This window comes from Stenotrophomonas sp. JAG2, from assembly GCF_041080745.1.
Classification (GTDB): Bacteria; Pseudomonadota; Gammaproteobacteria; order Xanthomonadales; family Xanthomonadaceae; genus Stenotrophomonas; species Stenotrophomonas maltophilia_AA.
On record NZ_JBEUMH010000001.1, the window covers coordinates 296,548 to 316,638 of the forward strand.

Below are 20,091 nucleotides of genomic sequence, written 5' to 3' on the forward strand. Positions count from 1 at the left end.
TGGGAGAGTGTGATGCGGGGGGCCCGCGGTTTGCGCAGCAAATCGCGGGGAGGTTTCGCGAATGCGCAGCCTCACCCCGCGACGGGGAAGGCTTCGTCCAGCGCCGCTTCCAGCGCATCGAGGTCGGGCAGCAGCGCGCTCTGCTCGCCCAGCAGCACGCGCATGTGCACGCCCTGCGGCAGGGTGTCCTCGGAGGCATCGGCCAACAGGCCGTCGCGCGGAACCGCGATCAGCTGCGGGAAGGTCTGGGTCAGCAGGGCGAAGTACGGCCGGCGGGGATTGCCCCCCAGCGCCTTGAGCACCACCACCTTGTTGTTGGCCACCACCGGCTCGTCGCCCTGCCCGGACAACCGGGCGAACGACAGCAGCGGGACGTCCCAGCCGTGCCAGGCGATCTGCCCGACCAGCCAGGCCGGTGCATCGGGGACGGTTTCGACCGGCACCTTGGACATCATTTCGGCCACGGTGGCGTTGGGCAGCAGCACGCGTTCGTGCCCGGCCTGGATCAGGACACCGCGGATTTCGTCGTTGCTGGCGTAACTCATGGAGATTCCTTCAAGGGTCCGCGGCGCGCTTACGCGTCCACGCCCCAGCGTTCGGCGATGGTGGCAGCGAGCTGCGGCGGTTCACCGGCATCCTGTCCGGCGACCACCACCGCACTGGCGGCGGTCGGGTCATAGCAGCCTTCACCCACCTGGCCGGCGACCCACGCACCGGCGCTCGCCAGGGCAAGAACCGCATCGACCTGGGCGGCGTCCGCACCACTGAGCAGGACCACGCCACTGTGCCGGGCCGGCAGTGCCTCGATCTGGATGCCGGCCGGGTCGGCGATGAAGTGCAGGCCGCCCTGGCGCACGGCGATGCCGATGTCGTCGGGCAGGATGTAGGCCTGCCCCGCCGCCACGGCCTGGGCATCCTCGGCCAGCAGCACCGGCAGCGCGGAAACGCGTGCCATCTGCTTGACCAGATTGCCGTAACGGCCACCGTCCAGGCGCATATGCACCAGGACCGCGGTCGTCAGCGTCGCAGGCAGTGCCGCGAGCAACCGGCGCAGCGCATCCGGCCCACCGATACCGGCCAACACCAGCACCGCGCCGGGACAGCCACCGTCGGGACCGGCCTCGGGCTCAAGCTCGACCAGTGACAAGCGCTCGGTGTCGAAGCGTTCCGGCTCCAGCGCCGGCCCGCTGGCCGACGTTGAGGTGGCGACGACGGCATCCTCCTCCACCAGCGACCAGCGGCTGTGATCGCCGATCGACACGGCAGCCGCAGCCGGCGGCGTCGAGGCGGGGATCGGTGGAATCGGTGAGGCGACCGGATCGGCGTCCACGGGCTGCAGCGCGGCCAATGCCTCTTCCAGCGACACCGGCTCGCTCAGTTCCGCCGGCACCTGGTACAGGCCATCGGCGGGCACGTCGGACGCCGCATCCTCCGCTTCGCGCAGATGGAACTCCAGCGGCGCATCGGCATGCAACTGCGCCGGGGTGACCGGCAGGCCCGGTTCGGGCTGCAGTTGCTGATCCTGTTCCGAGCCCGGCGGCAATACGTCCTGATGGCCGTGCAGCTTGGCCACCAGATGCCGCGCCCAGCGCTGCGCTTCCCAGCCGTCGCGGCGGGCGGCCAACTCGGCTTCGTCGAAGATCAGGGTCAGCGATGGCGAGCCCAGTACCGGATCCAGCCGTTCCAGTGCGTCTTCGATCGCCGGTTCCAGGGCGATCAGCACCGCGCCCGGATCGGCATCGCGCAGGGACTGCAGGTCGAGCGTGTTGGGATCGTCCTCCAGCACTACCCGCGCGCCGGCATGGGCGAGCGCCTCGCGCAGGCGGTCCCGCGCCGGGCCAGGACGGGCCAGCAGGGCCACCGACAACAACGTAGGAGCGTCACTCGCGTGCACGGGCGATCCCCAGCAGGTCATACACGTTACGCATCAGATCCAGTTCCTGGTAAGGCTTGCCCAGGTAGCGCTGGACGCCGAGTTCGAAGGCCCGTTGACGGTGCTTGTCGCCGCTGCGCGAGGTGATCATCACGATCGGTACGCCCTGGTAGCGCGGATCAGCGCGCATGACGCTGGCCAGCTCGTAGCCGTCCATGCGCGGCATTTCGATATCCAGCAGCATCAGGTCCGGCACGCGCTCCTCCAGCCGTTCCAGCGCTTCGATGCCGTCGCGGGCGACCGTCACCTCGAAGTTGTGGCGCTCCAGGATGCGGCCGGTGACCTTGCGCATGGTCAGCGAATCGTCGACCACCATCACCAGCGGCACATCGCGATCGCTGACCTTGGCGGCGGCGGTGATCGGCTTATGCGGGTTGGCCAGGTAACGGCGCACCAGCGGGGCGACGTCCAGGATCACCACCACGCGGCCATCGCCGGTGATGGTCGCACCGTAGATGCCCGGCACCGAGGCGATCTGCAGGCCCACCGGCTTGACCACGATTTCGCGGTTGCCCAGCACCTGGTCGATCGCCACGGCCACGCGCAGATCGCCGGCGCGGACCAGCAGCAGCGGCACCTGGGCCTGGCCTTCGGCGCGGGCCTGGGCCTGGCCGATCAGCGTGCCCAGATCGTGCAGCGCGAACTCCTCGCCACCGTAGTGGTAGCCGCCGTTGGCGGTTTCAAAGCGCTCGCGCGAGATCCGGCCGATACCACTGACAGAGGCGACCGGCACCGCGAAGGTGGTTTCGCCGATCTGCACGAACACCGCCTGGGTGACTGCCAGCGTCTGCGGCAGGCGCAGGGTGAAGGTGACGCCCTGGCCGCTGACCGAGTGGATGTCCACCGAGCCGCCCAGCTGGCGCACTTCGTTGTGCACCACGTCCATGCCCACGCCACGGCCGGCCAGCTGGCTGACCTGGTCGGCGGTGCTGAAGCCGGGCGAGAAGATCATCGCATCCAGCTCGGCATCGCCCAGCACGGCATCGGCGGCGATCAGGCCACGCTGTTCGGCGCGGCGACGGATCGCTGCGCGGTCCAGCCCGGCGCCATCGTCGGCCACTTCCAGCACGATTTCCGAGCCTTCGCGGCGCAGGCGGATGGCGATTTCGCCCTCCTCCGGCTTGCCGGCGGCACGACGCTGTTCCGGGGTTTCCAGACCGTGCGCCACCGAGTTGCGCAGCATGTGTTCCAGCGGCGCGACCATGCGGTCGAGCACGTTGCGGTCCAGTTCGCCGTGGGTCCCCTCGAGGATGACGTGGACCTGCTTGCCGGTGTCCTGGCCGGCCTGGCGCACGACCCGGCGCAGGCGTGGCACGAGGCCATCGAACGGCACCATGCGCGCACGCATCAGGCCGTCCTGCAGTTCCGAACTGACGCGCGACTGCTGTTGTAGCAGCACGTCGTACTGGCGCGACAGATCGTCCAGCACGCCCTGCAGGCCGCCCAAGTCAGCCGCGGACTCGTTCAGCGCGCGGCTGAGCTGCTGCAGCGTGGAGAAGCGGTCCAGTTCCAGCGGATCGAATTTGTGGTCGACCTGTTCCTGCTCGCGCTGGTAACGGGCCACGATCTGCGCTTCGGTTTCCAGGTCCAGCCGGCGCAGCTGATCGCGCAGACGGGCGTTGGTGCGGTCCAGTTCGCCCATGGCGCCGCGGAAGGCACCGAGCTGCTGTTCCAGGCGCGAGCGGTAGATCGCCACTTCACCGGCGTGATTGACCAGACGGTCGAGCAGATCGGCGCGCACGCGCACCTGTTCCTGCTGCGGCCGCGGCAGACCATCGTCTTCGCTGACGGTTTCCAGTGGCACCGGCGCCGACAGCGGCGCCGCCACGAGCGCGGCAATCGCCGCTTCGACCTGGGCATCACCGGACGGCAGCGCGGTGCCCACGGTCTCGTCCGGCTCGGGCACGGCCCGACCCTGGGTGCGCTGCTCGAACGCCGCGATCAGATCGTCGGGCATCGCCACGGTGCGGTGCTGGCCGGTACGGGTCAGCAGCTGGTGCAGGCGATCGAAGCCGCGTTCCAGCAGGTGCACGTCGCTGCGGTCGATATCGGTCCGGTTGGCCGCAACGGCCTCCAGCAGCGACTCGATGCCGTGGCCCAGGTCGCCGATCGGGTTGATCCCGGCCATGCGCGCACCGCCCTTGAGGGTGTGCAGATCCCGCTGCAGGCCGGCGATCACGTCGCGGTCCTGCGGCGCGGCGCGCAGCTCGCTGATCAGGCCATCGCAGTGGTCGAGCAGGTCCTTGCCTTCCTCCACGAAGATATCGACCAGTTCCTGGTCCAGCTGGGTGAAATCGAGCGCGTCGCCCGGCGCTGCGTCGTCGTTGTCGTGGTCGTTGTCGACGACATCTCCGGCGGAGGCGTCGTCGTGCGGCGGCACCTGGGTAAGGGACGCGGCGGGCGCGTCTTCCAGCTCGAAGAAACGGGACGGGGCGGCATCAGCGGCCGACGCATCGGGCGCGGTGGCCTCGATCGCCTCGGCGAACGCATCGGCTTCGCCGGTGTTGTCGTCGGTCGCGTCCAGACCCAGTACGCCGGTATCGGAGGCATCCGGCGCATCGACGACGGTCAGACCATCGTCCACGGCCTGCTGCGCGTCTACTACCTCGCCAAACGCCGGTGGAGGCGGCAGGACTTCGTCCAGTGCCTGTGCGTCCTCATCGTCGTCCTGCCCGGTGTCGCTCCAGCTGTCGTTGGCGGCGTCATCCACGGACACCGCGTAGGCGCTGTCCGGTTCACGGACGGTGTCGGTGTCGGTGTCGGTGTCGGTGTTGGTGTTGGTGTCAGTCCCGAACTCGGCCTCACGCGTTGCTTCGGCTTGGACTTCGGCTTCGGCTTGGACTTCGACTTCGACTTCGGCTTCGGCTTCGGCTTCGGCTTCGGCTTCGGTATCGGACGCGACCGGTGCAGCCGGTTCGGCGAGATGATCGAAGTAGCGCGAGAGATCCTCGGCGGAGGTCAGCTCGACCGACTCCAGACCCGCATGGACCGACGCCAGATCGGCGTCCTCGGGCTCGTGAGTCACCGCATCCAGCGTCTGCGGCGCGGCGCCCGCACGCACTGCGTCGGGCAGCGCGGCATCGGGCAGTTCGGCGTCGAAATAGGCCGACAGGTCATCGGTGCCGGTCAGCTCCATGGCGACCAGTGCATCCTCGTCGTCAGCCTGCGTGGACGAATGATCCGGCGTGATCACGCTCAGTCCGTCGGCCTCGAGTTCGGCCTGCTGCACGTCGGTCCCGGCGACATCGTCGGCGGTGGCCAGGACGGGCGCAGCATCGTCCGTCGGGGTGGCTTCGTCGGCTTCGTCGGCCTGTTCGGCCTGCTCGGCTTCGTCATCCTGTTCGGCCTGCTCCGATCCGTCAGCCTGTCCGGCCTCCGCCCCTTCGGCGTACAGCACGTCGTCGAGCAGGTCCAGATCGTCCTCGACCAAGGCCGGCCAGCGCGCTTCGGGCAGGGTATCCGCCAGGGCGACCAGGCGGGCAGCCAAGGCGCTCTGCACGGGCACGCGCGGTGCCTCGTCCTGCAGCGCCGCCATCGTGGTGGTGATCGCGGCGCAGGTGTCGGCCAGCGCAGCCATCCCGGCCGCACCCGGCAGCGCATCGGCGGCCAGCGAGCGCTTGATGTAGCTTTCCGCTGCGCCGGTGACGGCCGTGATCTCGGGCACGTCGGTCATCGCGAACGCGCCATTCATCGTGTGCACGGCGCGCAGCAGGCCATCGGTGACCGGCTGCGGGCCATCGGTCGCAGCATCCAGCCACGCCTGCAGCGTCGCCTGGTGCACCTCGACTTCGGCCTCCAGGATCTCGCGCAGGACGCTGTCGATATTGGCAGGCGTGCTCTCGACAACCGGCGCAGCCTCGGTCGCAGCAACCTCCTCCGCCGGCGTCGACACAGCGACCGCGGCAGCGCGCGGCAGCGGCACATGGAAGGTTTCTTCGCCCGCGGACACGCGATCGGCGATGCCCTGCATGGCCTGCAGATCGGCGGTGACACGGCTGCCATCGCGCAGCGCGGCATTGAGCTGCGGCAGCACGTCATAGGCCTGGCCGACCAGCGCGACCACGGCCGGCGAGGCCGGGCGGCTGCCGTCGAGCACGCGGTTGAGCATGCCCTCGATCTTCCAGCTGAACTCACCCAGCGTGCGTGCACCGACCAGACGGCCACTGCCCTTCAGGGTGTGGAACACCCGGCGGATCGGGCGCAGGCGGTCCAGGTTGTCCGGCGCGATGCGCCAGGCCGGGAGCAGATTGCCCAGGTTCACCAGTTCCTCGTCGAACTCTTCGATGAAGACCTCGCGGATGTCCTGGTCGATGTTCTCGCCATCGTCCTCGAAGCCGGCTTCGATGCTGGTGTCTCCGGCGAGCGGGGCAACCGGCGGGGCGACCGCCGCCGCAGCGTTCACCGGGGCATCGATCGGCGCCCCTTCCGGGCGGAACTGCGCGGCCGCCGCATCCAGTTCGGCCAGGAACCGGGTGGAGGCGTCGTCCAGTTCGATACGTCGGATCACCGCGTCCTGCACGGCCGGCGTCGGCAGCGTCGCCTCGACGGCGTCGGGGGCAGCGTCGAGATCCGTCGTAAACGTGCTGTGCGGTGCTTCGGCGCTGTCCTCCGCCGCGGCGACCGGAATTTCCTGCAGGAAGGTCGGCAGTGCTTCGACATCCACCTCGCCCTGCGCGAAGGCAACGGAATCCCCGCCATCAGCGGTGGCCGCATCGCTGTCGTCGATCTGCAGCGACAGCACATCGTCGGCGTTGTGCAGATCCTCATCGAAGGTGAATTCGATCGGCTCGTCGCTCAGCTCCAGGGTGTCGTGCTCGGCGGCGACCGGATCGAATCCGTCGCCTGTCGCCACGAAGGCCGGCAACGCCTCGGACGCGCGTACGTCGTCGACGTCGGCACGTTCCGGTGACGCCACGGCGGCATCGTCGCGCGCAGCGTCTTCCCCTGCGGCATCGGCCTGCGGGTCGGACGCCAGCGGCGACACGTCCCAGGTGGCACCGGCCGGTGCTTCGGCAATGACCGGATCGAAATGGGCGAAGGTCGGCAACGTGTCCACGTCGTCGCTGCCCGCCAGGGTCCACTGCGGCGCATCGGCGGCGACGGGGGCGGTGGAGGCATCGAACACCAGCGCCACCGGCGCTGCGACCGTCGGCGGCGGATCGAACGTGAAGTCCGGCAGCGGCGGCGGCAGGTTGGCCGGGCGCGGAACGTCGGCCGTCACGCCAAGCGCGATCGGCTCGGGCGCCGGTGCGTCCCACGGCGTCAGCTCGATCGTTTCCGGCGCCACCGGCAGCGACTCCGGACCGGTCTCGGCACTCGGCTGGTTCGCGTCCGGCAGCGGCCAGTAACGCAGGGTTTCCAGGCTGCTGCGGGTGATGTCGAGGATTTCCTCGCGGCCCGGCCGGCGCTCGCGCAGGGCCTCCAGGTAGTACTCCAGGCTGGCCATGGCGTCGGCCAGGGTGTCCAGCTGGCGACCGCTCGGCACGCGCTGCTTGTCCAGCAGTTCCACCGCGATGTACTGGCGCACGCCCTGCAGGTAATCCGCCGGGTCCGACAGATTGAGCATGCGCAGCGCACCGGCGACCTCGCCGAGCAGGCGCGGGACTTCCTGCAGTTCCTGGTGGTTCCAGTTGGTTTCGATGAAGGCGACGAAATGCTCGCGCGCGGCGGCGAAGTTGGCGATGGCTTCATGCGCCAGCACCTCCACCGTGCGCCGGTTTTCCACCGCGCTGGGATCGTCTTCGCCACTGCCGCCGGCGCCCAGGTGGGCGACCTGGTCGTCCAGCGAGGCATCCACGTAGAGCAGCGCACCGGCGATGTCCAGCAGCAGGCTCTCGTCGATCTGCTGCTGCCCGTCCACCACCTCGCGCAGCGCGTCGCGCTGCTGCACGACCACGCCGCGGGCCACGCCCAGGCCCATCATGCCCAGCGTGTCGGCGACCGCGCCCAGCTCATTGACCTGCGTCTGCAGCTGCACCGGCTCGCCACCGGTACGCAGGTGCAGGTCCAGCGCGTCCTTGATCCGCAGCAGCTCTTCCTTGACCGCGTTGCCGACGGTGTCCAGCAGTTCGCGGTTGCGCCCGCTCAGGCTGCCGCGCGCATGGTCCAGCTCGGCCTCGGTGGCGCTGGCGCTGTCCGGGGCGAAGGCGAACAGCACGCTTTCATTGATGCCCGGCAGGGCGCGCGCCGAACGGATGTCATTGAGCAGCGGCAGCAGCACGATCGGAATGTCCCGATGGCCGTTCTGCAGGCGCTCCAGGTAATCGGGCAGCAGCACGCTGCCGCGCATCAGCGTGGCGCAGGCTTCGTCACGGTCCGGCACTTCGCCGGCACCGATCGCGTTGGCCAGCTGCTCCAGCTCCTCGGCCACCATCGCCGGGGCGTACAGCTCGACCATGCGCAGGGTCCCCTGCACCTGGTGCAGGTAGCCGGCGCAGAAGCGCATGCGGCTGCCATCGGCAGGGTCCTCCACGTAGTACTCGACCTCGTTGCGCACCTGGCGCAGGGTCTCGTCCAGCTCCGGCTTGACCCAGCCCAGCGCGGCGTGGCTCATGGCATCGCGCAGCGTGCTCATGCCAGGTCTCCCGGCAGCTCGGCGCACATGGCGTGCGGTGATTTCTCGCGATGCATCATCTGCTTGTTCCTTCCCTCTCCGCCCTGCCCGCGGCTCACGCCGGCAGCTTGAAGTCGGCAACCGAGCGGCGCAGGTCGGCCGCCAGCTGTGCCAGGTGGCCGATCGACTCGGCGGTCTGTCCCGCGCCCTGCGAGGTCTGGCCGGTAATCTGACGGATCACGCCCATGGTGCGGGTGATGTCCGATGCCGCGGCCGACTGCTGCTGGGCAGCGATCGAGATGTTCTTGATGAGGTTGTTCAGTGCGTTGGAGACGCGCTCGATTTCGGTCAGGGCGGTACCGGCGTCTTCGGCCAGGCGCGCACCGGAGACCACTTCGGCGGTGGTCTGCTCCATCGAGCTGACCGCTTCATTGGTATCGGCCTGAATGGCCTGCACCAGGTTCTCGATCCGTCGGGTCGCACCGGACGTGCGTTCTGCCAGGCGCTGCACTTCGTCGGCCACCACGGCGAAACCGCGGCCGGCCTCACCGGCCGACGCCGCCTGCACCGCGGCGTTCAACGCCAGGATGTTGGTCTGCTCGGAAATGTCGTTGATCAGTTCCACGATCGAGCCGATTTCCTGCGAGGACTCACCCAGCCGCTTGATGCGCTTGGAGGTTTCCTGGATCTGGTCGCGGATCTGGTCCATGCCCTGGATCGTCTCGCGGACCACGCCGGCGCCTTCGGCGGCGATGATCACCGAGCGCTGCGCCACCTCGGCCGACTCGGCCGAGTTGCGCGAGACCTGCTCGATGCTCGAGGCGATTTCGCCGATCCGGTCCGACGCGGAGGTGATCTGGTTGGCCTGGTGGCCGGCCGCTTCGGCCAGCTGCATGGCGGTGGCCTGGGTTTCCTGGGTCGACACGGCGACCTTGGCCGAGGTGTCGTTGATCGTGGTCACCAGGTGGCGCAGTTCGTCCACGGCGTAGTTGATGGCGTCGGCGATCGCGCCGGTCATGTCCTCGGTCACCGAGGCCTTCACCGTCAGGTCGCCCTCACCCAGCGAGCTGATTTCATCCAGCAGCCGCATGATGGCCTGCTGGTTGCGGCTGTTGAACTCGACCTGGGTCTGGTAACGCAGCTCCTGCTCGCGCGAACGGCTGCGCACCGTGCTGCCGACGAAGCCGATGATGGCGATCAGCGAGAGCGCGCCGGACACCACGCCCAGCCAGAAGTTCGGGAACAGGCGGGTGTCGCGCAGCGAGCCGAACGAGGAGAACGCCTCGAACAGCTTCTTGCTGTCGCGGAGCATGTCCGCCGAGCCACCGGTCAGGGCCGCGGCCGAAGACTGCGCCGAGAACAGCTGGCGCGAGCTGGCCAGGATCGCATCGGCGTCCTGCTTCATCGTGTCCCACTGCTTCTGCGACTGTTCCAGCGCGGCCAGCGCCGGGCCGTTGCGGACCGCGGCGATGCCCAGTTCCTCGTTGCCGTTGCGCAGCGCATCGAGCACCTGGGTGAACACCACCGAGTCGCGTGCCAGCGCATCACCCGCGGCCGCGGCATTGGCGCCACCGGCGCGCATTTCGGTCACGCGGCGGGCCATCGAGCCGACCACCACGACCTGCTGCAGGGCGTTGTAGAGCTGCGAAGACGGCGCGCCACTGGCCGACATCGCACGGACCACTTCGTTCAGCTGTGCCTGCAGTGCGGGCACGCCATTGACGAAGTTGTTGGCATTGCCGGCGAGCGCCAACACCGCCGGTTCGCTGGCAACCAGCTGGCCGGCGCTCTTGCCGAGCGGCTCCCAGGTCTTGATCAGCGCATTGAGCGGGCCGGACACGTTCGTCTCGGCGCCGTAGCGGCCCTGCAGGGCGCTGACGGTGCTTTCGATGTCGCTCTTGGTCAGCTTGAACGCGGTGAACGCCTGGGCGTTGCCCGAGACCGCTTCACGGCCCTGGTTGGCCAGCTGCTGCGAGAGCACCTGCAGGTTCGCGGCATCGGTGCTGGCACTGGCCAGGCGACTGCCCTGCCAGGTCGCCACGCCGGTGTTCACGCCGAACACGATCATCGACACGGCCAGCAGGCCGAGCCAGAAATTGGTGCCCACCGAACCGAACTTGCCGGCCTTGGCGGATTCCGAAGCAGTACTCATCGTTCAACCTCGATCTTCAATACGGAGAGACAGGCGCCTGCGGTCAGGCCGCGGCCTGCCTGAATTCGGGGGTACGCGACAGCAGCGACAGCGAGAACACGCCCCAGTCATGGCCATCGCCGTGGAAGGCGCGGTCGATGAAATGCGCATAGCGGCCGGTGGCCAGATCGCCGGCGACGATGTCCTGGTCCAGCTCGAAGCTGCGCTGGCCGAACAGTTCATCGATGGTCAGCGCCACGTCGCCGCCGGCCTGGCGCATGATCAGCACGCGCTGGCCCTCCTGCTGCACGGTGCGCTCGCCTTCCAGGAAGAACTTCAGGTCCACCACCGGGAACAGGTTGCCGCGCAGGTTGCCGACGCCCAGCAGCCACGGCTGTGCGCCGGGCACCGGGGTGATCGGCGGCATCGGCACGATTTCCACCACCTCGCGGAAGTCCGAGACCAGCCGGCGCTTGCCGACCCGGTAGCCGACGCCACGCCACAGGTCCTGCGAGAACTGCCGCTCGGGCAGCTGCACGGCATGGGCCAGGCTGCGCCGTTCGTAAGCCTGGAGGATGTCGAAAGGAGAGCGCATCAGACCACCAACTGGTTGATCCGCGCGATCAGTTCCTCCTCGCGCGGCGGCTTGACGATGTAGTCGGCCGCCCCCTGGCGCAGCCCCCACGCCTTGTCGGTTTCCATCGCCTTGGTGCTGACGATGACCACCGGGATGTGCTTGATGGCCGCGTCGCGTGCCATCGCGCGGGTGGCCTGGAAGCCACTCATACCCGGCAGGACCACGTCCATCAGCACCAGCTGCGGCGACTGCTCGCGCACGAGCTTGAGCCCGTCCTCGGCGTTGTCCGCTTCCAGGACTTCATGACCGGCCTTGGTCAACCACTGCGTGAACACCGCACGGTCGGTCGGTGAATCCTCGATCAGTACGATTCGAGCCATTGTGCCTTTCCCCCCTGGTCAGGCGTTGACGTATGTGCGGATGGCACCCAGCAGTTCTTCACGCGTGAATGGCTTGGTCAGGTACTGCTCCGAGCCGACGATGCGGCCGCGCGCCTTGTCGAACAGGCCGTCCTTGGACGACAGCATGATCACCGGCGTCGACTTGAACAGTTGGTTGCCCTTGATCAGCGCACAGGTCTGATACCCGTCCAGCCGCGGCATCATGATGTCCACGAAGATGATCTGCGGCTGTTGGTCGGCGATCTTGGCCAAGGCCTCGAAACCATCGGTCGCGGTCACCACCTCGCAGCCTTCCCGCTTCAGCAGGGTTTCCGCAGTCCTGCGGATGGTCTTCGAATCATCGATGACCATCACGCGCAGCCCTGCGAGTTCCCCACCCGCAGCCATGTATTCAGTCATTACCTTTCCCCAAGCGCGCGACGCTTGCCAGATCCCCGGCGTCGCTGCGAAAGCGTATCTATATCCCAATACCGGCGCGCGCTTCAAGCAGACCCACCGCGGCCCCGCCGCCAGCGGCCCCGGCGGCGCCCGCCCCGCGCCGTTTGCGCAAACCCGGGCCGGCCGGACACTGCGTTCCGGCCCCCGGGGCGGGCATTGCCGGGCCATAGTCGCTACCATCATCGGCCTGCCCGCCAGGTTGCGACCATGCCGTTGAATGTCATCGTGGTGATGGACCCCATCGCCCATATCAAGATTGCCAAGGACACCACCTTCGCGATGCTGCTGGAAGCCCAGCGCCGCGGCCATGCCCTGCACTACGTCAGCCCCGGCGGGCTGGCCCTGCGCGACGGCCAGGCCATCGCCCGCACCGCCCCGCTGCAGGTGCGCGAGGACAAGAACGACTGGTTCACCCTGGGCGAATTCAGCCAGACGGTCTTCGGCCCCGGCCAGGTCGTGCTGATGCGCAAGGACCCGCCGGTCGATGCCGAATTCATCTACGACACCCACGTGCTCAGCGTCGCCCAGCAGGCCGGTGCGATGGTGGTCAACGACCCGCAGGGCCTGCGCGACTACAACGAGAAGCTGGCCGCCCTGCTGTTCCCGCAGTGCTGTCCGCCGACCCTGGTCAGCCGCCGCAACGCCGACCTGAAGGCCTTCGTGCTCGAACACGGCCAGGCCGTGCTCAAGCCGCTGGACGGCATGGGCGGGCGGTCGATCTTCCGCAGCGGCACCGGCGACCCCAACCTCAACGTGATCCTGGAAACCCTGACCGACGGCGAGCGCACGCTGGCCCTGGCGCAGAAGTTCATCCCGGACATCACCGCCGGCGACAAGCGCATCCTGCTGGTCGATGGCGAGCCGGTCGACTATTGCCTGGCACGGATTCCGCAGGGCGATGAGTTCCGCGGCAACCTGGCCGCCGGCGGCCGCGGCGAAGGCCGCCCGCTGAGCGAGCGCGACCGCTGGATCGCCGCCCAGGTCGGGCCGGAAATGAAGCGCCGCGGCATGCGCTTCGTCGGCCTGGACGTGATCGGCGACTACCTCACCGAAGTCAACGTCACCAGCCCCACCTGCGTGCGCGAGCTCGATGCCCAGTTCGGGCTGAACATCGCCGGCACCCTGTTCGACGCGATCGAGGCCGGCCTGCCGCGATGAGCGCCAGCGTCGTCCCGGTGCCGACGTGGCAGGCGCGCGAATCCCAGCGGCTGGGCGCGACCCTGACGCTGTCGGTGCTCGTGCATGCGCTGCTGATCCTCGGCGTCGGTTTCGCGGTCAGCGACAGCGCGCCGCTGGTGCCGACCCTGGATGTGATCTTCAGCCAGACCCAGACCCCGCTGACGCCCAAGCAGGCCGATTTCCTGGCCCAGGCCAACCAGCAGGGCGGTGGCGACCACGACAAGGCGCAGCGCCCGCGCGACAACCAGGCCGGGATCGTGCCGCAGGCGCAGGCCGGGCTGTCGCCGGTGCCGCAGCAGCGCCAGGAGGCAGCCAGCGTGCCGCCGCCGCAGACCCGCGTGGTCAACAGCCGCAATGGCACCGACACCATCGCCGAGGCGCAGCCACAGCCGCTGCCTGAGCAGCCCCGCCCGGACGCACCGATGACCGCGCGCGAGCAGCGTGACGTGGAGATGGCGCGGCTGGCGGCCGAAGTACATCTGCGCTCGGCGCAGTACGCCAAGCGCCCGAACCGCAAGTTCGTCTCGGCCAGCACCCGCGAATATGCCTACGCCAACTATCTGCGCGCATGGGTTGACCGCGCCGAGCGGGTCGGCAATCTGAACTACCCCGATGAAGCCCGCGCCCGCCGGCTCGGCGGCCAGGTCGTGATCACCGTCGGTGTGCGCCGCGATGGCACGGTGGAGAGCGCGCGCATCCTGCAGTCCAGCGGCACGCCGTTGCTGGATGAAACCGCGCTGCGGGTGATCACCCTGGCCCAGCCGTTCCCGCCGCTGCCCAAGACCGAGGATGCGATCGACATCCTGCAGGTGACCCGCACCTGGGTGTTCCTGCCGGGTGGTGAGCTGCGCGACGACCGCTGATCGGGCGCAGGGCGCTGATGAAGCGCAGAGCTCAGCCACGCATGGCGTGGTTCTACCCCCGATACGAAAGGCGCCGCCCGATACGCAGGGCGCAGGTCCCGATACGCAATGCGCAGGTAGAGCCACGCCATGCGTGGCTGGAGCCTTACCCGCTGACCTGCATCACGAGGCGGCCAGCTTCGCGGCCCGCGCGGCCTGCTGTTCCACCAGGGTCAGCGCCACGTTGTCGCGCAGATAGGCCGGCTCCACCCGCTCCGGCGCCATGCCCTCGCCGCGCTGGAACGCCGGTACCGCCAGCGCCAGCACATCGGACGCACGCGGCAGTGCCAGCGCATCCACGCCGGTCAGCTGATCGGCCAGCCGCGTGGCCAGTACGCCCTCGGCCGCGCCGAAGCCGGTGCCGACGCCGAACCAGCGCGTGCCATCGGGCAGCGCCACGGCATCCGGCGCACAGACGATTTCCTCGCCCTGCAGCTGCCACTGCCCGTCCACCCGGATGTGGCGCGCCGCATACACCTCGCCCATCCGCGCATCGATGCTGGCCAACACGTGATCGGCCTCGGCCGGTGCGCGCAGTGCCAGCGCCTGCAGCGTGGAGACCGGGATCAACGGGCGATCCAGCGCAAGGGCGATGCCCTGCGCGATGGCGATCGCCAGCCGCACGCCGGTGAACGCGCCCGGGCCACGCCCCAGCGCGATCGCGTCCAGCTGCGAACGCGCCACGCCCGCCTCGGCCAGCAGCGCCTCGGCCCAGGGCAGGCTCAGTTCGGCGTGGCGACGCGGAGCGATCTCGAAGCGCTCACTGACCTGCCCATCCACGTACAGGGCAACGGAGCAGGCTTCGGTGGCGGTTTCAAAGGCGAGCAGTTTCATGGCGGTCAGAACAGGGAAGTAGGAAAGTCATCGGTGGCCTGCACGGCCTGCACCGGCTGCGCAGAAGCAGGCGCAGGTGCGGGCGTGGGTCCAGCGACGGGCCATTGTGGCGCAAAGAAGGCCTGCACATCGCCCAGCGAGCGGGTGCGGCGGAAGGGGGGCAGCGAATCCAGGAAGATCCGCCCGTAGCCACGGCTGAGCAGGCGCGGGTCGCACAGCACCAGCACGCCGCGATCGGTCTCGCTGCGGATCAGGCGGCCCACGCCCTGTTTCAGCGCGATCACCGCCTGCGGCAGCTGCTCGTCGCGGAACGGATTCCCGCCGTCCCGGCGGATCGCATCCAGCCGCGCTTCGAACACCGGATCGTCCGGCGCGGCGAACGGCAGCTTGTCGATCACCACCACGCTCAGCGCATCACCGACCACGTCCACGCCTTCGCGGAAACTGGCCGAGCCCAGCAGCACTCCATTGCCGGACTCGCGGAAGCGTTGCAGCAGGGTCGCGCGCGGGGCCTCGCCCTGCACGAACAGCGGCCACGGGGCATCGCGCAGCGCCTCGGCCGCTTCGCGCAGCGCACGATGCGAAGCGAACAGCAGGAACGCACGGCCGTGCGAGGCCTCCAGCACCGGCGTGAGCGCGCGGATCAACGCGGTGCCGAAGCCGCGTGCGGCCGGATCGGGCAGATCGGTCGGCAGATAGCACAGCGCCTGCTGGGCCCAGTCGAACGGGCTGGGCTGCAGCAGGCTGACCGGATCGTCCAGGCCCAGCCGCTGGGAAATGTGCTCGAACCCCCCATCCACGGTCAGCGTGGCCGAGGTGAACACCCAGGCCGCCATCGAGCGCTGCCGGTGCTCGCGCAGCGGGCCGGAGACATCCATCGGCGTGCGCTGGCAGCGGAAACCACGCGGGGTCAGTTCATACCAGAGCACCTCGGCCGGCGCCGGTGCCTCGTCCGGATCGGTATCGAAGTCCAGCATCGGTGCGTCCTCGCCGAGCCAGCGCGACAAGCGCGACACCGCTTCCATCGCGCGCGCATGGCAGGCATCCAGACCGGGCGATGCTTCACGCACGCCCGCCAGCGCATCGCGCAGCTGCACCAGCGTGCTCATCGCCGCATCGAAGCCATCGCGTACCTGCGGTACGGTGAGCGCACGCCACTGGGTACCCCGCGGCGGCAGGCCATCCATCGCCACGCGCAGGTCCCGCAGGGTCTGTTCAAGCGCCGCAGCCGGCACCTGCAACGCGGCCTGTGCACCGGCCACGCTGCGGCTCTCGGCCAGGCAGTCGCGTGCCAGCTCCTGCCACGGGCGCATGCCGAAGCCTTCGCCGAAGAAGTTCGCGGCCAGCTCCGGCAACTGATGCGCCTCGTCGATCACGAACGCCTGGGCGCCGGGCAGGATTTCGCCGAAGCCTTCCTGCTTGAGCGCCAGGTCGGCCAGCAGCAGATGATGGTTGACCACCACCACGTCGGCGGCCTGCGCCCGCTGCCGGGCCTGCACGACAAAGCAGTCGTCCCAGAACGGGCACTCGGTGCCGAGGCAGTTGTCGACCGTGGAGGTGACCATCGGGTACAGCGGCGAGTCTTCCGGCAGGGCCTCCAGCTCGGCCATGTCGCCGAACTTCGTGCGCCCGGACCAGGCGAGGATGCGCTGGAACTGCGCAACCTGCTCCGGCGAACTGAAGCGCGGTTCGCCGCGCGCCTGCTGCAGCCGATAGCGGCACAGGTAGTTGGCGCGCCCCTTCAACAGGGCGCTGCTGTGGCCTACGCCGAGCGCGGCACGCACGCGCGGCAGATCGCGGTGATACAGCTGGTCCTGCAGCGCGCGGGTACCGGTGGAGATGATGGTCTTCAGCCCGGACAGCAGTGCGGGCACCAGATAGGCGTAGGTCTTGCCGGTGCCGGTGCCGGCTTCGGCCAGCAGGACGTCGCGCTGGTCGAACGCTTCGGCGATCGCCGCGGTCAGGCGCAGCTGGGCCGGGCGCGGAACGAAGGCGTCGAGCTGGCTGGCGAGCGCCCCGCCCTCACTGAGGGCGTCGCGGCTGGCGTGGGCAAGTTGGGACATGACGACAGTGTAGTGCCGGCCGTTGGCCGGGCGGCGCTACCTCAATACCGCATGATCCCCGGCACCGTGCAGCCTTCCAGCTGGGCATGCGCCGACGCCGCGTTTTCCTTTTCACCACGGGCCAGACGCGACTGTTCGATGGTCGCCCAATGGCGACGGCACAGCGGGCCGGTCTTCGAGCCCAGTTCGATGGACTTGCGCGCGAACGTTTCCGCTGCCGCCCAGTCGCCCTGCAGCAGCGCGATCTCGGCGCGATCCTGCAGCACCGACGGATCCGAGGCCATGATCGCCAGCGCCTGGTCCAGCGCGACCGCGGCGCCGGCCAGATCGTTGGCCTGGCGGCGGGCATGCGCGGCCTGGCGCAGATCCTCCACTTCGCTGTCGCGCAGCGGCTGCACGGCCAGTTCCTTGTCGTCATTGCCAGCGGCGGCATCCACGGCGGCCAGGCGCTGGGCCGGCGTGGTGGTGTCGACCGGGGCCTTCACGACCGGTGGCGGCGTAACGCAGGCAGCAAGGGCCAGGCACAGCGTGGCGAGCGAAGCGGAACGGATCAGGAATCGGGTGGTCATGCAGGCAGGCCTCGATCAGGGTTGACGCGCGGGGGTGGCGGCCGGTGCATTCTGCGCCGGTTCGGGGGCGGGCTCGGGCTTTTTCTCCAGGCCGAACCAGCTGCGCCAGCCACCGCCCTCACTCTGTTCGCCACCCTCGCTTTCCGGCAACGCGCTCGGCGCGGTACACGGCACATAGGCCGGGGTGTAGCCGACCACGAACGGGAAGCGACGCGCGCCCGGGCAGCTTTCATCGGTGGTAGCCGTGCCGCTGGCTTCCACGTACTGCCAGTCCAGGCCCTTGTTGCTCACCTTCAGCGGCGAGCTCGGCAGGCGCTGGAAGATGCCCGACCAGACCCGCATCGAGCCGGTGGCGCCATACAGCCCCGCCTGTTCGTTCTGGTCGTTACCCATCCAGATCACCGCCAGATGGTCACCGGTGTAGCCGGCGTACCAGCTGTCGCGGCCGTCGTTGGTGGTGCCGGTCTTGCCGGCCGGTTGCAGGCGGCCCAGGCCGTCGGCATTGAGGCGCTGCGCGGTGCCGCTGGCCACGACCTGCTGCAGGCCGATGCTGATCAGGTTGGCGGCGATCGAGTCGCCCTCCTGGGCCGGCGCGGGCGTCTTGTCATAGCGCTTCATCAGCTTGCCCTGCGGGTCGAGCACGCCGCGCACCGCATGCAGCGGCTGGATTTCGCCGCCGGAGGCCAGGAACTGGTACAGCTGGGCCATCGCGTAAGGGCTCTGGTCCGTGGAGCCCAGGATCACCGCCGGATTGGGATCGGCCTTGAGACCGGCAAGGACATGGATCAACTGCGTGACCCGCTCCGGGCCGACCTGCATCCCGACCCGTACCGTGGCCTGGTTGTAGGAGTGGGCCAGCGCATCGATCAGGCGGACGGTGCCGTGGCTGCGGTTGTCCGCATTACCGGGCGACCACTGCTTGCCGCGGCTCAGCTGCACCGTCACCGGTGAATCGTCGACCCAGCTGGACAGCGAATAGCGGTCCGGCTGCGCCAGCGCCAGCAGGTAGACGAACGGCTTGAGCAGCGAACCGACCGGACGCTGGGCCTCGATGGCGCGGTTGAAACCGGGTTCGGAGACATCGCGGCTGCCGACCACGGCCAGCACGTCGCCGTTGTGCACGTCGGTCAGCACCAGGCCGGCCTGCAGTGCGGGACGACGTTTGCTCTCCAGCGATTTGATGGTCTTGGTGACCGCGCCTTCGGCATACGCCTGCGCCGACGGCGCCATGCCGGTCATGACGCTCAGGCCCGCGCCCTGCAGCACGGACTCGGGATAATCGTGGCCGAGCTGGCGACGGACCAGATCCACGTACGCCGGGAAGCGGTTGGCCGCGATCAGGCCCGGGGTCTTGGGCACGCCCAGCGGCGCATCGACCGCACGCTTGTACTCGGCATCGGCGATCAGGTTGGCTTCGCGCAGCTTGCCCAGCACGAAGTTGCGCCGGTCCAGCGCGCGTTCGGGGTTGCGGCGCGGGTCGTAATAGGACGGGCCCTTGACCAGGCCGATCAGCAGCGCGACATGTTCGGTGTTGAGCGAGGCCAGGTCGCGACCGAACCAGAACTCCGCGCCCGAGGACATGCCGTGGATCGCCTGGCTGCCGCGCTGGCCCAGATAGACCTGGTTGAGGTAGGCCTCCAGGATGGTGCGCTTGTCGTAGCGCGCCTCCATGATCAGCGCGTACAGCACCTCGTTGAACTTGCGGGTGACGGTCTGCTCTTTGCCAATCCCGAGCAGGCCGCTGCGGGCCAGCTGCTGGGTCAGGGTCGAGGCGCCCTGGCGGCTCTGGCCACCGGAGCGCACGGTCACCCAGATCGCGCGGGCGATGCCGCTCAGATCGATGCCGTGATGGCGGTTGAAATCCTTGTCCTCCACCGCCTGCAGGCCGGTGACCAGCAGTTCGGGGGTCTCTTCGATCCGGACCAGCCGACGCTCTTCCTGCTTCTGACCGTACAGCGTGGCGATACGGGCCGGATCCAGGCGCGCGGCCTTCAGCGCCTTGCGGCTGTCGGGGTCACGCAGCGAAGCGATCGACCCGCCGGACAGGCTCAGCTCGACCCGGCGCGGGGCGACCCGGCCGTCGACATCGTTGTAACCGCGGCTGGAGATGACGAAGCGGCCGCCTTCCTGCGAATACGTGGCCGGTGATTTACCGATCCCGTCATCGCGGTACGCCGAGGCCGCCAGCTCGGTCTTGAGCGTGGCCGCATCCATCGCCACGCCGGGCGCCAGCGGCAGCGGGCGCGCATAGACACGCGTGGGAATCTGCCAGCGCAGCTCACCGAAGCGCTGGGTGACCTGTTGGTTCAGGTACACCGTATAGGGGATCAGGAAGCCCAGCCCCAGCGCGACAGCCGCCATGCTCCAGGTGATCAGCCGGCGCCGCCACAGCGGGCCGCGGCTTTCGGTGTCGTCTTCGAACTCGTCGATGTCGTCGGAATCGTAGCGTCGGGGCACGGGGATGCGAGAATATGGATTCCGGCGAGTCTAACGCAGCCACCGCGAGCGGCG

At 69.0% G+C, this 20,091-nt stretch carries 13 protein-coding genes; 2 read left to right on the forward strand and 11 right to left on the reverse strand.

Translation table 11 applies throughout. From position 1 onward, the window contains the following. Positions 1-71: 71 nt before the first annotated feature. From AB9O74_RS01285 to pilG, 7 genes are all read right to left on the reverse strand, one after another. Entirely contained in the window at positions 72-545 is a 474-nt protein-coding gene (locus tag AB9O74_RS01285; protein WP_176990619.1) for a chemotaxis protein CheW, read from the reverse strand. A 29-nt stretch (positions 546-574) separates the two neighbouring features. Further along, a complete protein-coding gene (locus AB9O74_RS01290; protein ID WP_369348137.1) occupies positions 575-1,915 on the reverse strand; it encodes a chemotaxis protein CheB in 1,341 nt (446 codons plus the stop codon). Beyond that, the gene (locus AB9O74_RS01295; protein ID WP_369348138.1) at positions 1,881-8,507 is read right to left on the reverse strand and encodes an Hpt domain-containing protein; all 6,627 of its coding nucleotides are present in this window, start codon (positions 8,505-8,507) and stop codon (positions 1,881-1,883) included. The genes AB9O74_RS01290 and AB9O74_RS01295 overlap by 35 nt, the downstream gene beginning before the upstream one ends. 94 nt (positions 8,508-8,601) lie before the next feature. Then, a complete protein-coding gene (locus AB9O74_RS01300; protein ID WP_369348139.1) occupies positions 8,602-10,638 on the reverse strand; it encodes a methyl-accepting chemotaxis protein in 2,037 nt (678 codons plus the stop codon). A 43-nt stretch (positions 10,639-10,681) separates the two neighbouring features. Further along, the gene (locus AB9O74_RS01305; RefSeq protein ID WP_088432919.1) at positions 10,682-11,212 is read right to left on the reverse strand and encodes a chemotaxis protein CheW; all 531 of its coding nucleotides are present in this window, start codon (positions 11,210-11,212) and stop codon (positions 10,682-10,684) included. Next, positions 11,212-11,574: a PleD family two-component system response regulator gene (locus tag AB9O74_RS01310; protein ID WP_123730426.1), complete on the reverse strand. Its 363-nt coding sequence runs from the start codon at positions 11,572-11,574 to the stop codon at positions 11,212-11,214. Before AB9O74_RS01310 ends, AB9O74_RS01305 begins: the two co-directional genes overlap by 1 nt. Before the next feature lie 18 nt (positions 11,575-11,592). Beyond that, on the reverse strand, positions 11,593-11,994 hold the full coding sequence (gene pilG / locus AB9O74_RS01315; RefSeq protein WP_121039045.1) for a twitching motility response regulator PilG: 402 nt from the start codon (positions 11,992-11,994) through the stop codon (positions 11,593-11,595). A 246-nt stretch (positions 11,995-12,240) separates the two neighbouring features. Here pilG and gshB point away from each other — a divergent pair, with 246 nt between their 5' ends. Both gshB and AB9O74_RS01325 read left to right on the forward strand, forming a co-directional pair. Then, positions 12,241-13,191 (forward strand): glutathione synthase, encoded by a 951-nt coding sequence (gshB, locus tag AB9O74_RS01320; protein ID WP_123730425.1) that lies wholly within the window; start codon positions 12,241-12,243, stop codon positions 13,189-13,191. Continuing rightward, positions 13,188-14,075, forward strand: a complete 888-nt coding sequence (locus AB9O74_RS01325) for an energy transducer TonB (protein WP_176990624.1) — start codon at positions 13,188-13,190, stop codon at positions 14,073-14,075. Before gshB ends, AB9O74_RS01325 begins: the two co-directional genes overlap by 4 nt. A gap of 162 nt (positions 14,076-14,237) precedes the next feature. On the opposite strand, the gene tsaB is transcribed toward AB9O74_RS01325, so the two are convergent. Genes tsaB through mrcB form a run of 4 tightly spaced genes read right to left on the reverse strand, consistent with a single transcriptional unit; the run spans position 14,238 to position 20,037 of the window. Then, positions 14,238-14,948, reverse strand: a complete 711-nt coding sequence (tsaB, locus tag AB9O74_RS01330) for a tRNA (adenosine(37)-N6)-threonylcarbamoyltransferase complex dimerization subunit type 1 TsaB (RefSeq protein ID WP_369348140.1) — start codon at positions 14,946-14,948, stop codon at positions 14,238-14,240. Between the two features lie 5 nt (positions 14,949-14,953). Then, positions 14,954-17,011, reverse strand: a complete 2,058-nt coding sequence (locus AB9O74_RS01335; RefSeq protein ID WP_369348141.1) for an ATP-dependent DNA helicase — start codon at positions 17,009-17,011, stop codon at positions 14,954-14,956. Positions 17,012-17,052: 41 nt separating this feature from the next. Beyond that, entirely contained in the window at positions 17,053-17,580 is a 528-nt protein-coding gene (locus AB9O74_RS01340) for a hypothetical protein (protein ID WP_176988448.1), read from the reverse strand. 15 nt (positions 17,581-17,595) lie between these two features. Continuing rightward, positions 17,596-20,037: a penicillin-binding protein 1B gene (gene mrcB, locus AB9O74_RS01345; RefSeq protein ID WP_369348142.1), complete on the reverse strand. Its 2,442-nt coding sequence runs from the start codon at positions 20,035-20,037 to the stop codon at positions 17,596-17,598. Positions 20,038-20,091: the final 54 nt, after the last annotated feature.

Coding starts and splice junctions, on each gene's coding strand:
- AB9O74_RS01285 (WP_176990619.1), bottom strand. CDS start 545: ATGAGTTACGCCAGCAACGACGAAATCCGCGGTGTCCTGATCCAGGCC.
- AB9O74_RS01290 (WP_369348137.1), bottom strand. CDS start 1,915: ATGACCTGCTGGGGATCGCCCGTGCACGCGAGTGACGCTCCTACGTTG.
- AB9O74_RS01295 (WP_369348138.1), bottom strand. CDS start 8,507: ATGAGCACGCTGCGCGATGCCATGAGCCACGCCGCGCTGGGCTGGGTC.
- AB9O74_RS01300 (WP_369348139.1), bottom strand. CDS start 10,638: ATGAGTACTGCTTCGGAATCCGCCAAGGCCGGCAAGTTCGGTTCGGTG.
- AB9O74_RS01305 (WP_088432919.1), bottom strand. CDS start 11,212: ATGCGCTCTCCTTTCGACATCCTCCAGGCTTACGAACGGCGCAGCCTG.
- AB9O74_RS01310 (WP_123730426.1), bottom strand. CDS start 11,574: ATGGCTCGAATCGTACTGATCGAGGATTCACCGACCGACCGTGCGGTG.
- pilG (WP_121039045.1), bottom strand. CDS start 11,994: ATGACTGAATACATGGCTGCGGGTGGGGAACTCGCAGGGCTGCGCGTG.
- gshB (WP_123730425.1), top strand. CDS start 12,241: ATGCCGTTGAATGTCATCGTGGTGATGGACCCCATCGCCCATATCAAG.
- AB9O74_RS01325 (WP_176990624.1), top strand. CDS start 13,188: ATGAGCGCCAGCGTCGTCCCGGTGCCGACGTGGCAGGCGCGCGAATCC.
- tsaB (WP_369348140.1), bottom strand. CDS start 14,948: ATGAAACTGCTCGCCTTTGAAACCGCCACCGAAGCCTGCTCCGTTGCC.
- AB9O74_RS01335 (WP_369348141.1), bottom strand. CDS start 17,011: ATGTCCCAACTTGCCCACGCCAGCCGCGACGCCCTCAGTGAGGGCGGG.
- AB9O74_RS01340 (WP_176988448.1), bottom strand. CDS start 17,580: ATGACCACCCGATTCCTGATCCGTTCCGCTTCGCTCGCCACGCTGTGC.